Source organism: Luteolibacter arcticus, from assembly GCF_025950235.1.
Taxonomy (GTDB): domain Bacteria; phylum Verrucomicrobiota; class Verrucomicrobiia; order Verrucomicrobiales; family Akkermansiaceae; genus Haloferula; species Haloferula arctica.
In genome coordinates this window covers 892,341-905,645 of the sequence record NZ_JAPDDT010000001.1, presented here as the reverse complement: position 1 = coordinate 905,645, position 13,305 = coordinate 892,341, and the positions used below count along the sequence as shown (strand labels likewise).

General features: G+C 64.0%; 11 protein-coding genes. 5 read left to right on the top strand and 6 right to left on the bottom strand.

Annotated features, from left to right (window positions below; genetic code table 11):
• Positions 1 to 53: 53 nt before the first annotated feature.
• Together OKA05_RS03765 and OKA05_RS03760 are read left to right on the top strand one after the other, a co-directional pair.
• Entirely contained in the window at positions 54 to 782 is a 729-nt protein-coding gene (locus tag OKA05_RS03765; RefSeq protein WP_264485764.1) for a response regulator, read from the top strand.
• Complete coding sequence (locus OKA05_RS03760) at positions 779 to 2,143, top strand: ATP-binding protein (RefSeq protein ID WP_264485763.1); 1,365 nt, start codon at positions 779 to 781, stop codon at positions 2,141 to 2,143. The genes OKA05_RS03765 and OKA05_RS03760 overlap by 4 nt, the downstream gene beginning before the upstream one ends.
• Positions 2,144 to 2,157: 14 nt before the next feature.
• Here OKA05_RS03760 and OKA05_RS03755 read toward each other — a convergent pair whose 3' ends face one another.
• Positions 2,158 to 2,766, bottom strand: coding sequence for a hypothetical protein (locus OKA05_RS03755; protein ID WP_264485762.1), 609 nt, complete (start codon positions 2,764 to 2,766; stop codon positions 2,158 to 2,160).
• A gap of 433 nt (positions 2,767 to 3,199) precedes the next feature.
• Between OKA05_RS03755 and OKA05_RS03750 the strand changes: the two genes are divergently transcribed.
• The 3 genes from OKA05_RS03750 to OKA05_RS03740 are packed head-to-tail and all read left to right on the top strand — an operon-like array spanning position 3,200 to position 5,753.
• Entirely contained in the window at positions 3,200 to 4,063 is an 864-nt protein-coding gene (locus tag OKA05_RS03750; protein ID WP_264485761.1) for a hypothetical protein, read from the top strand.
• On the top strand, positions 4,060 to 4,599 hold the full coding sequence (locus tag OKA05_RS03745; RefSeq protein ID WP_264485760.1) for a hypothetical protein: 540 nt from the start codon (positions 4,060 to 4,062) through the stop codon (positions 4,597 to 4,599). The genes OKA05_RS03750 and OKA05_RS03745 overlap by 4 nt, the downstream gene beginning before the upstream one ends.
• Positions 4,596 to 5,753 carry a hypothetical protein gene (locus OKA05_RS03740; RefSeq protein ID WP_264485759.1) on the top strand — a complete coding sequence of 386 codons (1,158 nt, stop codon included), beginning with the start codon at positions 4,596 to 4,598 and terminating at the stop codon, positions 5,751 to 5,753. Before OKA05_RS03745 ends, OKA05_RS03740 begins: the two co-directional genes overlap by 4 nt.
• Before the next feature lie 3 nt (positions 5,754 to 5,756).
• On the opposite strand, the gene OKA05_RS03735 is transcribed toward OKA05_RS03740, so the two are convergent.
• The 5 genes from OKA05_RS03735 to OKA05_RS03715 are packed head-to-tail and all read right to left on the bottom strand — an operon-like array spanning position 5,757 to position 13,206.
• A complete protein-coding gene (locus tag OKA05_RS03735; RefSeq protein WP_264485758.1) occupies positions 5,757 to 7,559 on the bottom strand; it encodes an acyl-CoA dehydrogenase family protein in 1,803 nt (600 codons plus the stop codon).
• A 3-nt stretch (positions 7,560 to 7,562) separates the two neighbouring features.
• Positions 7,563 to 9,524 (bottom strand): 3-hydroxyacyl-CoA dehydrogenase NAD-binding domain-containing protein, encoded by a 1,962-nt coding sequence (locus OKA05_RS03730; protein ID WP_264485757.1) that lies wholly within the window; start codon positions 9,522 to 9,524, stop codon positions 7,563 to 7,565.
• A 4-nt stretch (positions 9,525 to 9,528) separates the two neighbouring features.
• The gene (locus OKA05_RS03725; RefSeq protein ID WP_264485756.1) at positions 9,529 to 10,776 is read right to left on the bottom strand and encodes a thiolase family protein; all 1,248 of its coding nucleotides are present in this window, start codon (positions 10,774 to 10,776) and stop codon (positions 9,529 to 9,531) included.
• Positions 10,773 to 12,239, bottom strand: a complete 1,467-nt coding sequence (locus OKA05_RS03720; protein ID WP_264485755.1) for a phenylacetate--CoA ligase family protein — start codon at positions 12,237 to 12,239, stop codon at positions 10,773 to 10,775. The genes OKA05_RS03725 and OKA05_RS03720 overlap by 4 nt, the downstream gene beginning before the upstream one ends.
• The gene (locus tag OKA05_RS03715) at positions 12,193 to 13,206 is read right to left on the bottom strand and encodes a patatin-like phospholipase family protein (protein WP_264485754.1); all 1,014 of its coding nucleotides are present in this window, start codon (positions 13,204 to 13,206) and stop codon (positions 12,193 to 12,195) included. Before OKA05_RS03715 ends, OKA05_RS03720 begins: the two co-directional genes overlap by 47 nt.
• Positions 13,207 to 13,305: the final 99 nt, after the last annotated feature.

Below are 13,305 nucleotides of genomic sequence, written 5' to 3'. Positions count from 1 at the left end.
ACTTTTTTGCACGCCCTGTGATCCCGAAAGGGCCATGCTACCGGTGACGAAGCATGGAACCCCTTCCGCACATCGCCGTGGTCGACGACCACGGGGAAATCCGCGAGCTGCTGGTGCGCTACCTGGGCCAGCACGGCTACAAGGTGAGCGCGGCTGCCAGCGCGGCGGAATTCCGTGCCATGATGGCCCGCGGCGAGGTGCCTGACCTGGCGGTGCTCGACATCATGATGCCGGGGGAGGACGGGCTGTCACTCTGCCGCCATCTGCGGTCCGTTTCCAAGCTGCCGGTGATTTTTCTAACAGCGATGGCGGAGGACACCGAGCGCATCGTGGGCCTGGAGCTGGGTGCGGACGACTACCTCGTGAAGCCATTCAATCCGCGCGAGCTGCTTGCCCGCATCCGCGCGGTGCTGCGCCGCACAGGGAGCGATCCGGTGAAAACGGAGGAATCCGGCGCGAAAGGGGGCAATGTCCGCTTTGGCGACAAGCTCTTCGACATGACCCGTCACGAGGTCACCGGGGCGGACGGGGTGGCGGTACCGCTGAGCACCGCCGAGTACCGCCTGCTATGTGTCTTCCTGGAACACGCGGGGAAGGTGCTCAGCCGTGATGCGCTGCTGGATCTAACAAGCGGTCGTGAGGCGGAGGCGTGGGATCGCAGCATCGACAACCAGGTCAGCCGTTTGCGCCGGAAAATCGAACAGGATCCGAAGAATCCTGTCCTCATCAAGACCTTCTGGGGAGACGGCTACTGCTTCACCGGGGAGGTGTCACCGGGATGAAGCGCTTTTGGATGCGGAGCCTCACGGGGCAGTGGATCACGCTGCTGCTGCTGTCGCTGGTCCTTTCGCAGGTGGTGTTCCTGGTGATCTATCGGGACGAGCAGTTGCGCACGGTCTCGCTGCTAAGACGGGATGAGTTCATCTCCCGCACGGCCTCGGTGGCACGATTGCTGGATGCGGCCGAGTCCGACCTTCACGAGGGCATCGTGACTGCGGCGAGCACGAGTGCGGTGAGATTCTGGCTGGCCGGTGGACCCGAGCCGGAAACGCTCGCGTGGGAGAAGCAGGCTCGGGAGCGGCTGATGGAAGCAAGTCGGCCGCCGCCTCCTGGCAGCCTCGAGCTTCAGAATGGACTGAAGTGGGAGCCGCTGCCCTTGGACGAGTGGAAAGGGGGATCTCCTGCGAACCTGCTTCATCTGAACAAGTGGAACGGCTTTGGCCTGACCACCCGGATTGACGATGGGGTGTGGTTGCATGCGATCTATGCGAAGCCCGGGCCGGTGGGCGGCCCGCCCGCTTCCTACTACATTTCAATGGGCATCACGGCCGCGGCGTTGTGCCTGGTGACGGCCCTGATCGCGAACCGGGTGGGGCGGCCATTGAGACGGCTCACCGAAGCGGCGGAGAAACTCGGGCGCGGCGAGGCCACGGACCCCCTGCCGGAGGAAGGCGCAGATGACATCCGCCGGACAGCGACGGCTTTCAATCGCATGCAGTCCCGGCTCAAGAGATACGTGGAGGACCGGACCGGTATCATGGCCGCGATCAGTCATGACCTGCGCACGCCGATCACCTCATTGCGCTTGCAGGCGGAGTTCGTGGCCGACGGCGAAACCCGCGACAAGCTGGTGGCGACGCTGGATGAGATGAAGGCGATCACCGAGGCCAGCCTGGCTTTCGCACGTGAGGACGCATCTTCCGGAGGCACGCGGACCGTGGACCAGCATGCGCTGTTAGAGAGCTTGTGCGAAGACCTGCACGCGCTCGGTTGGAAGGTTGAATTCCGTGGGGATGAGCCGTTGCCATGGCGCTGCCGTCCGGATTCCCTGCGGAGGGCGGTGCGAAACATCATCGAGAATGCCGTGCGCTATGGCGGCGTGGCGCGGGTCAGCACCCGGACCGGTGCGGGGATGCTCGAGGTCATCGTGGATGACGACGGCCCGGGGATCCCGGAGGCTGACATGGACCGGGTCTTCATGCCTTTCGTGAGACTGGAAGGCTCGCGCAACCGCTCGACCGGAGGGACGGGATTGGGCCTGCCGATCGCGAGGACCATCCTGAGAAATCATGGGGGGGATCTGACCTTGGAAAACCGGCAGGGGGGGGGGCTCCGTGTGGTCATGCACTTGCCCGGTGCCTGAGCCTGCCTGCCTGTCTACTCCCGGATTCCGCGATAGCGCCACGGTTGATAGCCGCGGGCGAGCAGGTAGTCCTTGCGGATCTCGGCCGCGTTCACCCGCCACACGGGGAGGGGGCCTGCTTCATAAACATACAGGGAGTTTCCCGTCGCGGCCCACTTCGCGAACAGCACGACGTGGCGGTCATTGAGGAGGATGTCGCCGGGCTTCAGTTCATCCCAGCTCTGGAGCTTGTCGCAGATGGATGGCAGCTCCTTGGTCGAATAGGGACGCGACAGCCGCCAGCAGCGCGAAACGAAGCCGGAGCAGTCGATTCCGCATGCCTCCTTGCTGGTGCCGGCGTCGCCGAGGCGCCGCTTCTCCGCGGTGGAGATGTCGCCGGCGGCTTCACCGCGTTCGAGCGAGGCGACGAACTGCGTGGGGGTGTCGAAGCCACCCCACTGATAGGCCATCCCGCGAGCGACCCGGCCGGTTTGCCACCAGCCATTCGAAAGGCCATGGCTGGAAAGCGTGGTGTCAGGGGTGTGCACGAGCACTCCGCTACTGTCCCGGCCGTGTTTCCGGTGGTGCTCGTTAGGCTGCCATTCCAAGCGGCTGTAGGTGTAGGCGGTTTCGATCGCCTCCATTCTCCGCACCGTTGACGCAGGACCAGGGATGGCGAGATGAGGGCCGGTGGCACATTGGCAAAGCAGGAGGGCGGCGGAGCAGGGGAGCAGTCGGGAAAGCACGGCGGGAGTTAAAGGGTGGATCGATTCCGTGGGAAATCCTTAAGCAGGAATAGTTAGGGAAGGTCATTTATCGGCCCATAAATCATTGGTTCACACCGCGCCTTGTTCATTCCGGGGGAAATCCAATAGAACTCCGTTACTCAGATGCCCTGATATTTCCGGTTCACCGGAAACTTTACTTCCCGATCTCCGCGGCACCCACCGCAACTACACAGAACAAGTCCCCGGTCCGTCCCGAGAAGTCCCACCTTCTGGACCGGTTAGTCCCCCCCCAATCTGGTTTGCGGCAGTGTCAAACTGCCAATCACCCGATTCACCCTTACAACCAGCCATGATCCCCCGGACCCCCCTCCGCGCGGCCGCCTTGTGCGCCGTTTCTGCCCTGCTGTCCAATGTCTCCGCCCAAGTTGAATGCTGGGCCCCCGGCATGTCCTCCCCGGTAGTCCTCACCGAGGGCACCCGCAGTCGGACCGTTTCCTTCAACCGGCCGTATCGCTACGACGTGTTTGGCGTCGCCGGTCGCCTCGAACTTGGAAACCGCGCCGTCAACACCACGGTGGTCAACAACCAGTTCCACCTGAAACTGCTCGGCCTGATCGGGACCGGAAGCGCGGTCGATTCGACCGCCTTTGTCCGCCTGCAGACCGGGCTGACCCAGTTCTATCCCGAGGATTTGACCGTGAAAGGCCGCTTTCCCGGCGTGGAAGTCGGGCCGCTCCATAACTACGGGGCTTCGTGGACGCTGTGCGACCCGCGAAACCCGCGTGATGTCAATCTGACCTTCCACCTCGCCGGTTCCGGGTTGCTCGGCAGCTTGCTCGCGCCGGCGTATTACAATCTCAATCCCTCCGGCTACTTCTATGTCCTCGGCGAGTATCACTCCGCCCCGCCGGTGATGACCGGGGAGATTTCGGTGCCGTCGAATTCGATCCTGTATGGCGCCGCGGTTCCGATCACCTATCGCATCGACCGCGAGGAGCAGCGCCCGGTCTTTCGACCGCCCTTTCTCGGCCTCGATCTGGGAGATGCGAATCTGACGATCCTCGGCTCGCCGCCGTCCTCCTCCAGCGGCGGAAGTGGGTCCGGCCTGATCGATCTGCCGGACTACCAGGCTCCGGACCTTGTCAGCGTGACCCTCGACCTCAGCGGCTCGCAGGGCCACGGCTGGATCAAAATCAGCCGCTCTCCTCTATGAAACCTCTCCCTTTGCTGTTCGCCGCCCTCGGTCTGCTTGCAAGCGCCCCCACCCGGGGCGACGAACCGCGCCGCAGCGGCAGGGGGCCGGAAGTCCTTCCCCCCGGACTTCTGCCCCCTGCCAATGACGTCTCCGGCGACGAAGCGTTCATCGCCCGCCGCGACGCTGCCGGTGCTGCCAGGCCCAAGCCCGTGGCGCGGAAAGCGAAGGACTACAGCATCGCCGAGTTGTCGGCCTTCATCAGTAATGGAGAGACCCATGCGATCTTGCCAAAAGGCTCGGTGGTCTTCTGTCCCGATGCAGTGGCGACCCGCGTGTCTAACAAGGCGGTCGGCAAGCCGGTGGCTTGGCCGGACTTCCTCGTCGCCAATCGCAATTGGATCTCCACCCACGAGGTCACCTTGCCCCAGATCCGCGGCGAGGCCCCGCTCTCTGAAAGCGATCGCAAGGCCTTTGCCGCGGCCGGTCGCATCGTCATCGCCACCCTGCGTGGCAACCCCGTCACTGTCCTTCCCGTAACTGTCACCCCTCCATGAAACTCCCCACCCTTGCACTCATTGCCGCCACCGCCCTGCCTGCTACCGGCGTGGACTTCATCCGCCAGATCCAGCTCATCCAGGGCCAGCCGGTCGTCTATGACATGCCGGTTTCCGGGCTCAATGGCCAGATTCTCTCGAAGCCGCTCGAAGGCGACGGGGCCATCCTCCAGCTCTACGCCTATCACGACGAGACCTACGATCCCTTCAGCCTGCTCGACGTCGGCGTCGGATCGCTTGCCCACGTCAATGTCTCGCTCGACTCGCATCTCGTGGACGTCGATCTGCTTGGGATTCACCTCGATGTGATTCTCGGCGGATCCGGCGAGTACCAGCCGCTGCCGCAGCTTATCGATGAGGTCACCATCGGTGCCCATCTTCCGGCTGCGACGCTGGCACTTCGCTCGGAGGATACGTACAGCCCGCCGCGGACGCGTGCCGACCGGCCGTTTGCGATGGACTTCTCCATCCGCAAGCTCGCTGAGCCTGGCGATCCGCTTGGCGGGATCAGCAAGGTCACGCTCGAGCGCGACTTCAAATTCTACCACCCCGACCTCCATGTCCCGTACCCGAACGGTGCCGGGCAAGGAAGCTACGATGAGATGTTCGAGTTCACGAAGAACGGTGACTTCTCCGATCCCGAGATCTATCAGGCGCTTCCCGCCGAGCGACCGACCAAGGCCTGCGGCGAAGAGACTTTCACTGCCAAGGTGGCCCTCGGCGGAAATGGACGGGTGGCCGCGGTCGCATCCTCGACGATCCAGATCTGGCCGGTTTGCGACGGAGCTGTCGAAGGAATCGAATCTGGCAAACGCTATACCGGAGTGCCTCCGCACGCCCGGGTGCTGTGCAACGACCTCTATCCCGATAGCGTGACCTACGCCCAGATTTACAAGGGCCAGCAGGCACTCGGAACCGTCGGCCGCGTCATCGGTTCGTCAGTGGTGTCGTTCAATACCTATGCCCCTCAGGATGCAGTGGTGCCACTTACGGTGAGCGAAAACGACATCAAGGAAGACGGCACCTATACCATCGAAGTGCTGACCGTCACCCCTTTCGACGAGCGCCGGCCGGAGCGCGTCACCTACGTGACCTTCGAGATCGACCGCACGATCAAGGTGAATGGATCGCTGACCACGACGGAGGAGAAGTGATCGTCAGGAAATCAGGCGCTTTGCCAACCGGTAGGCCTCGGCATCCCGCTTGTCCGACGCCTCGGCGAACAACGTCTTCACCCGCTGTTCGCCGCGATGGCAGATGAAGCGCGCCGTCTGGAGCGATGCGTCATCGCCCAGGGTATGGGCCCGCGCGGCGGAAACGCTCATCGCGAGCAACTCGGAACCCGCATCGACCATCCGGCCTAACAGAAGCTGGCGGCGTTCGAGCTTCGGTCCATTGCGCGCCATTGAGTGGAAGAGGGACCGGGCCAGCTTGCGGCTGAGTGCCGCGGTCTTTCCCAGCGCCCGGCGCAACTGCGGATCCAAATCCGAAGGGATGCCGCGGGTCAGTGGCAGCCAGCGCTTGGGATACCAGCCGCTGTAGAAGACTCCGGCGTGTAGGGCGGTTTTCAAGCGCTCGGACATGGGCTTGCGGGTGTCCAATGCCGCGGCCCCCCGGCGGAGGTGGGGGTCGAGGGCTTCGCGCGCAATGAAGAGGTGCATGATCTCGGTGGAGCCCTCGAAGATCGTGTTGATCCGGCTGTCGCGCAGCAGGCGCTCGATTGGATCCGGGCGTTCGCCGCGGTTGCGCAGGGAGTCGGCGGTTTCGTAGCCGCGGCCGCCCTTGATCTGCATGGTTGAGTCCGCGCCGTGCCAGCCGGCCTCGGTGCCCCAAAGCTTGGCGACGGCGGCTTCCAGGCGGATGTCGGCCTTCTTGTCGGCATCGACCAGCGCCGAGGTGTAAAGTACGAGGGATTCCGTAGCGAAGGCGTCGGCGGCGAGGTCGGCGAGCTTGCCAGCGATGGCCTCGTGCTTGCCGATGGCTTGCCCCCACTGCTCGCGTTCGCGCGACCAGGTCACGGCGATGTCCAGGCAGCGATCCAGCAGTCCGACGCAGGCGGCGGGCAAGGTGAGGCGGCCGGTGTTGAGTGTCGTCAGCGCGACCTTGAGTCCCTTGCCTTCACCGAGGACCACGTTTTCCCGCGGCACCTTCACACCGGTGAATCGGATGACGCCATTGTAGAGCGCCTTGAGACCCATGAAGTGACAGCGGGTGATGATCTCCACGCCGGGCCACGCGATCTCAACGATGAAGGCGGTGATCGCGTTCGGTTTATCCGGGAGGGGGGTGCGAGCCATCACGATCAGGTGCTTGGCCTTGAGGCCATTGGTGCACCACAGCTTCTCGCCATCGAGAATCCAATGCGTGCCATCGTCGGAAAGCCGCCCGGTGGTTTTCATCCGCGCGGGATCCGAGCCGACCTCGGTTTCGGTCAGTGCGAAGGCCGAGACGGCACCGGCGGCGCATTGGGGAAGATACTTCCGCTTCTGTTCCTCGGTCCCGAAAGCCAGCAATGGCTGCGGGATGCCGATCGATTGATGGGCGGAAAGCAGGGCGGTAAGATTGCCGCAGTGGCCACCTAACAACATCGCGGCCCGCGAGTAGTTCGTCTGGGACAAGCCGAGGCCGCCATAGTCTTTCGGGATCTTGATGCCGAAGGCACCGAGCTTGGCGAGGCCCTCGAATACCGCCTCCGGGATCTCGCCCTCCCGGTCGATGGCGTCGGGATCGGTGCGATCGCGGAGAAACGCGGCAAGCTTCTCAAGGAAAGCATCACCCTCTGCTTCGTCTGCAGCGGATTGGTGAGGGAAGGGGAAGATCAGCGAGAAGTCCGGCGAGCCATCGAAGATCGAGGCGGCGAATCCGGATAGCTCGCGGGTGTCCCGCGACGACTCCGCGAGTTCCAGTGCCGCGCGTTGGCCGGCGGACATCTTGCTGGTGTCGATCAGGGTGTCGTGCATGGCTCAGACGGGGTGCTTGAGTTCGTTTTGCAGCGGGCCACCTCGGAACGGCGCGTAGCCGGTGCCGAGGACCATCGCGAGGTCGATGTCGTCAGCGGTTTCAGCAATTCCTTCGTCGAGGCAGAGACGTGCTTCCTCGCTCATCGCATGGGCGAGTTGCGCCGCGACATCCGCGGGTGCCGGTTCGCTGCCGGTGCGCAAGGCAAGGGCGGCGGGATTGGGCGCGGTCTCGTTGTGATTGTAGGTGTAGAAGCCTGCGCCTGACTTGCGGCCGAGTTGTCCTTGCTCGATGAGTTTTGCAAGCAAGCCGGGCACGCCCATGCGGTCAGGAAATGCGTCGGCCAAGGTCCGTGCGACGTGAGCGGAGACATCGAGACCGACTTCATCGAGCAGACGCAGCGGTCCCATCGGCATGCCGAAGTCGAGCATCGCATCGTCGATGACCTTTGGATCGCCGCCGCGCTCGAAGATCTTTGCGGCTTCGACGAGGTAGGGCATCAGGATGCGGTTTACCAGAAAGCCGGGCGAGTCGCGCACGACGACCGGCAGCTTTCCCAGCGAGCGCACGAAGGCGACCGCGGTGGCAAGGGTTGCGTCGGAGGTGGTGGTGGTGCGGACGACTTCCACCAGCGGCATGCGGTGGACCGGGTTGAAGAAGTGCAAACCAACCAATCGCTCCGGATTTCGGACGACGCCGGTGAGTTCGTGGATGGGTAACGCCGAGGTGTTGGTTGCAAGGATGGTATCGGGGCGGGTGCGAGAGGAGAGCTCGGCAAAGACCTTCTGTTTGATATCGAGCCGCTCGACGGCCGCCTCGATCACCAGGTCGCAGCGGTCGAGCGGGACGGCGACGGCGGAGGGATGGATGCGATCCAAGCCACGGGCTGCAGCGGTGGGCGTGAAGATCCGGCGACTACGAGATTCATCGTAGTTCTTCGCGATGGACTTCATGCAGCGGGCCAAGGCGTCATCGTCGAGATCGCGCAGGATGACGTCGTGACCGCGGGTGCTGAGCCAATAGGCAATGCCGGCCCCCATCACGCCGGATCCGATGACGGCGCAGCGATCGATCTTGCGTGGCTCGGCGGAGACGACGCGGTGCTTCTTGGCCCGCTCCTGGAGAAAGAAGAGTCGCAGGAGCTGCCGCGTTTCCGGCCGGGGCGCGAGCTTGAGGATGGCCTCCCTTTCACGACGGAATCCCTCTTCCAGCGGTCCGCTGCAGGAAGCGAGCGCGACGTCGAGCGCGGCTTCCGGGCCGGGATAGAGGCCGCGGGTTTTAGCCCGCAATGAGGCCCGGGCCTTAGCGCCGATGATGGCGACGGAGAGGGGATTATGGAGATGGAAGAAGGATTTGGGGCGACGCTTGCCGCGGCCGAGAAAAGTCAGGGCATGAGCTTCGAGATTTTCCCGGGGTACCACGGCATCGACCAGTCCCTTCGCCTTCGCGGCACCGGCCGCGAGGACCTTGCCGCCGAGGATGATGGACAGCGCGGCTGGCAGGCCGATGAGCCGGGGCAGTCGCGTGGTGCCGCCCCAGGCGGGAAGAATGCCGAGATTGGTTTCGGGCAGGCCGATCTTGGTGGCGGAAGCGTCGCTCGCGACGCGCCAATCGCAAGCGAGGGCAAGTTCGCAGCCGCCACCGACGCAAGCGCCGTGGATGGCGGCGATGGTGACGTAGGGAAGGCGAGCGAGCTTTTGAAAGGTCGCTTGGCCGAGTTCGATCAGGTCGCGCAGCTCGTCGCCTTGGAGCGAAGAGAGGACGTTCAGATCCGCGCCGGCGATGAAGATGGAAGGCTTGGCCGAGCGGAGAATCAGGCCGGTGAGTTCGGGATGGGCGGAGAGGGCGTCGAGCTTGTCGTTGAGTTCGACCAAGGCGGGACGGTCGAAGAGATTCGCGGAGGATCCTTCGCGGTCGAAGGTGAGAACCCCGTGCGTGCCGTTGAGCTGGAAGTGGAGATGATTCATGGCTTCACGGGCGTTCGAGCCAGAGAGCGGCGCCTTGGCCGCCGCCGACGCAAAGGGTGGTGAGAGCGTGACGTCCACCGGTCTCACGGAGCTGATGGAGGGCGGTGAGAACGAGGCGGGCTCCGCTGGCACCCACGGGATGGCCAAGCGCGATGGAGCCGCCGCGGCGGTTGAGCTTCTCGTGCGGGATCTCGACCGGCGGCATGGCGAGGCCGCATTTGTTAGGATCCTTCAAGGCGGCGAGAACGGCGAGGACTTGGGCGGCAAAGGCTTCGTTAATCTCGATGACATCGGCCTCCGCCGGTGAGCGACCGAGACGCCCGATGGCATGCACCGGTCCCAGGCCCATGCGCTTGGGATCGCAGCCGACGTAGGCGTAGCTGGTGAGACGCCCGAGAGGTTCGATGCCGAGCTTTATGGCGGCTTGCTCGCTGCCGACGAGCAAGGCCACCGCGCCATCGGTGACCTGCGAGCTATTGCCCGCGGTCACGCTGCCGCTCTGACGGTCGAAGATCGGGCGAAGCTTGGCGAGCCTTTCAGGGGTCGAGTCTTCGCGGACGCCATTGTCGCGAGTCACCGCCTTGCCGGGCAGATGGACCGGTGCGACTTCTTCTGACAACCGGTCCGCGGCGGCGAGCGCCTTGAGGTGGGAGGAGGCGGCGAAGGCGTCTTGCAACTCACGGGTCAGATGAAACTCACGGGCCAGGGTTTCCGCGGTGTCGCCCATGATCTGCCCGCTTACGGGATCGGTGAGGCCGAGCTGGAGACCAATGCGGGGCTTGAAATCGCGCGGCCGGAAATCCGCGATGGCGGTGATCTTCTCGCCGATCTCCTTGGCCTTGGAGAGCGTGGCGAACTTCGCGACCGCACTATGGGGGTAGAAGAAGGGGATGCTCGACATGCTTTCCGCGCCGCCGACGAGGAACAACTCGCCTTGGCCGGACACCATTCGCTGGTGGGCGGTGGTGATCGCCTCCATGCCTGACGCGCAATTCCGGTGAACGGTCACCGCGGGAGTCTTTTCCGGAATGCCGGTACGCAGGGCGATGACCCGGGCGACGTTCGCGGCGTCCGGTGGTTGTGCGACGCAGCCGATGATGACTTCGTCGATCAGTCCCGGATCGATGCCGGTGCGGAGCAACAAGGCGGAGCAGGCGTGCCGGCCTAGATCATCCGCGCCAAGGGCATCGAAGTCCGTGCCTGAACGGCAGAAGGGGGTGCGGATGCCGGCGATGATGAACAAGTCATTCATGAGACTTCGGGGGTGGGGCGATGATCGACGACCTTCTGCTCCTTCAACTCCTTGCCGACTCCTTGCATGCGGCGCATCTCGTCCCAACTGTGGAACACGATGTCGTTCGGCGCGAACTCGACGGCTTCGCCGAAGCGATGGCTGATCTGCTCGCGCAAGGCCTCGTGGTCGCATCCGTTGATCGGCACAGCGTGAACGAAGACCTGGTCGGTTTCGAGCGGGTCGTCGTGGCGCTTGCGCAACTCAATCTGCCATGCACCGAGACCGTCGGTGTCGTCCAAAAGGTTCTCGAGCGCGTTGAAATCGACAAGTGTGCCCTTGAGCTTGTCCACATTGAGTTCGCGGATGTCGGAGACGCGGGAAATCTTTCCTAACAGGCGAGGGCAGGTCCTGCCGCAGTGCGGGCAGGGTTCGTAGGTGAGCCCGCCTTCAATGAGGTCGCCAGTGCGGTAGCGAATCACGACCGTGCCGCGGGCATCGAGTGGCGTGCAAACGATCTCGCCGGGCTGGCCATCGGGCACGCGTTCGCCGGTCTTCGGGTCGATCACCTCGAGGAACGCGAAATCCGGATAGGTATGGAAGCCGGTGGGATCCGCACCGTCCGGCGGCATGCATTCGGTCCATGCGAGCTTGGCTTCGGTGAAGCCGTAGGTGGACATGATGGCGACCTTTTCGGCCCCGATCTCCTCGCACAACGCGCGGAGTTTTCGGCGCATCCCGAGTGGGACCTTCTCGCCGCCGAGGACGATGCGCTTGAGCTTGGTCCAGCGCAGCTTCTCGTGGGCGGCCTGTTGGAGCAGGTGATAGAGGAAGGTCGGCATCGCGATGATCGCGTCGGGATCGATCTTCGTGATGAGGCGCAGGTTGCCATCCGTGCCGAGCGTCTTGCCGCCGCCGGTGGACATCATGAAGGTGTTGAAGCCGGTGCCTGCGTGGTGGGCCAACCAGAAGGCGAGGTGAGGCGCGAAGGGGAAAGCATTGATGTGCCGCCACGAGGGATCGGACTTGCACAGTTCCATCATGCGACGTCCGCACTCCTCGAGGTTGGCGAGGTCGTGCTTGGTATAGAGGAAGGGCACCGGCGCGGCGGAGCGACCGGTGGTGCTTGTTAGCAGGATTGGACGCAGTTCTTCCTCCAGCGCTTGCTTCGTCGCCGCGGGACCGTGGGTGAGTGCGTAGCGGAGCGTGGACCACTGGTGGCGCAGGACCTTCTCGTCGGGGATGACCACGAAGTCGCGGGGCGTGGTGAGATCGGCCTTGGACGTGAAGGGTAGCAGCTTGAGGTCGTCCGTGCCCCGGATGTCGCCGGGCTCAATGCCCAGCCCCTTGAAAAGCTTGCCGTAGTAGGCGGTAAAGGGGGCCACGCGATCCTTCAGGAGGCGCCGTAACAGCGCATCCTGCCGGTGGTGGAGCTCGTCACGCGACGTCGTGGCCCACCATGGGTTGAACGGACGGGGTTTCATGGGCTTGAAAGTCGGGGCGCAGCAGCGCGCGGATCTCGTCGAGGTGATCGAGTGCGACCTGACGGCCGGCATCGATGAAGCGGCGGAAGCCAGCGTAGTCGTGCCAGGGCGCGAAGAAGTGTTCGGGCCTCAAACAAACATCGGCCCGCTTGCAGGACTCATGGGCGAGGCGGATCTGCGCGGCGCGAATGCTTTGGCGGAAGGTGTCGATCATGTTGCCGCGGGCCATGAAGTTGAAGTTGCTGTTGAGCGTCATGCCGAGGCGCTTCAACATGCCGAAGTCGGGTCGTTCTTCGTCCTCAGCCCGGCAAATGCCCTCATCGACATCTTCAAAAGTCGCCAAGGTGGAAACGGCGAGAACCCGGTCGACTTCGGAGTACTTCCGCAACGCACCAACCGGAACGGGATCGATCACGCCGCCGTCAATACACCGGTGACCATTGAGCATGACCGGCGCGATGATGCCCGGCATGGCGCACGAGGCATGCACTGCGTCGGCGATGCGGCCGCGCCGCAGGACGAGGCGCTCCTTGGTATCGATGTCGACCGTTACGATTAACAAGCGGCGCTCGAGATCCTCGAAGCGAACATCGCCGAGCGAGCGTTCGAGGTGGGCACGAGCCTTGTGGCCGTGGAACAGCCCTTTCATGGGCGGAAACATAGGGTCGGCCAGTTTCCAAAGCTGGCGGCGGTCCTGCATTTCGGCGGCGAGGTCCTCGAGGGCTTTTCCCGAGAATCCGACGGCCCACAGCGCGCCGATATAGGCCCCCATGCTGGAGCCGGCGATGGCGTGAATCTCGATGTTGTTTTCCTCCAGCACCTGGAGCACGCCGACATGGGCGAGGCCGCGGGCACCCCCGGAGGAAAGGGCGAGACCCAGCTTCGGCACCGGCGCGTCTTCCAAGGGCCGTTCCCGGCGGGCCGGGCGCGGCGAACTGCGGAAGAAGTTCAGGATCTTGCCGAGCATGGGTTTGGGTCCTTTCTGCCAAAGGGACCGGCTTTCCCACCGATCCACCTAACAGTAGGCCCGATGCAGCAAAAGATCAAATGGACGCTTCTTCGCGCC

Bases quoted from the DNA above. Each gene is read 5' to 3' on its own strand.
- OKA05_RS03745 (WP_264485760.1), top strand. From the start codon at position 4,060: ATGAAACCTCTCCCTTTGCTGTTCGCCGCCCTCGGTCTGCTTGCAAGC.
- OKA05_RS03735 (WP_264485758.1), bottom strand. From the start codon at position 7,559: ATGCACGACACCCTGATCGACACCAGCAAGATGTCCGCCGGCCAACGC.
- OKA05_RS03715 (WP_264485754.1), bottom strand. From the start codon at position 13,206: ATGCTCGGCAAGATCCTGAACTTCTTCCGCAGTTCGCCGCGCCCGGCC.
- OKA05_RS03740 (WP_264485759.1), top strand. From the start codon at position 4,596: ATGAAACTCCCCACCCTTGCACTCATTGCCGCCACCGCCCTGCCTGCT.
- OKA05_RS03725 (WP_264485756.1), bottom strand. From the start codon at position 10,776: ATGAATGACTTGTTCATCATCGCCGGCATCCGCACCCCCTTCTGCCGT.
- OKA05_RS03760 (WP_264485763.1), top strand. From the start codon at position 779: ATGAAGCGCTTTTGGATGCGGAGCCTCACGGGGCAGTGGATCACGCTG.
- OKA05_RS03755 (WP_264485762.1), bottom strand. From the start codon at position 2,766: ATGGAGGCGATCGAAACCGCCTACACCTACAGCCGCTTGGAATGGCAG.
- OKA05_RS03730 (WP_264485757.1), bottom strand. From the start codon at position 9,524: ATGAATCATCTCCACTTCCAGCTCAACGGCACGCACGGGGTTCTCACC.
- OKA05_RS03750 (WP_264485761.1), top strand. From the start codon at position 3,200: ATGATCCCCCGGACCCCCCTCCGCGCGGCCGCCTTGTGCGCCGTTTCT.
- OKA05_RS03720 (WP_264485755.1), bottom strand. From the start codon at position 12,239: ATGAAACCCCGTCCGTTCAACCCATGGTGGGCCACGACGTCGCGTGAC.
- OKA05_RS03765 (WP_264485764.1), top strand. From the start codon at position 54: ATGGAACCCCTTCCGCACATCGCCGTGGTCGACGACCACGGGGAAATC.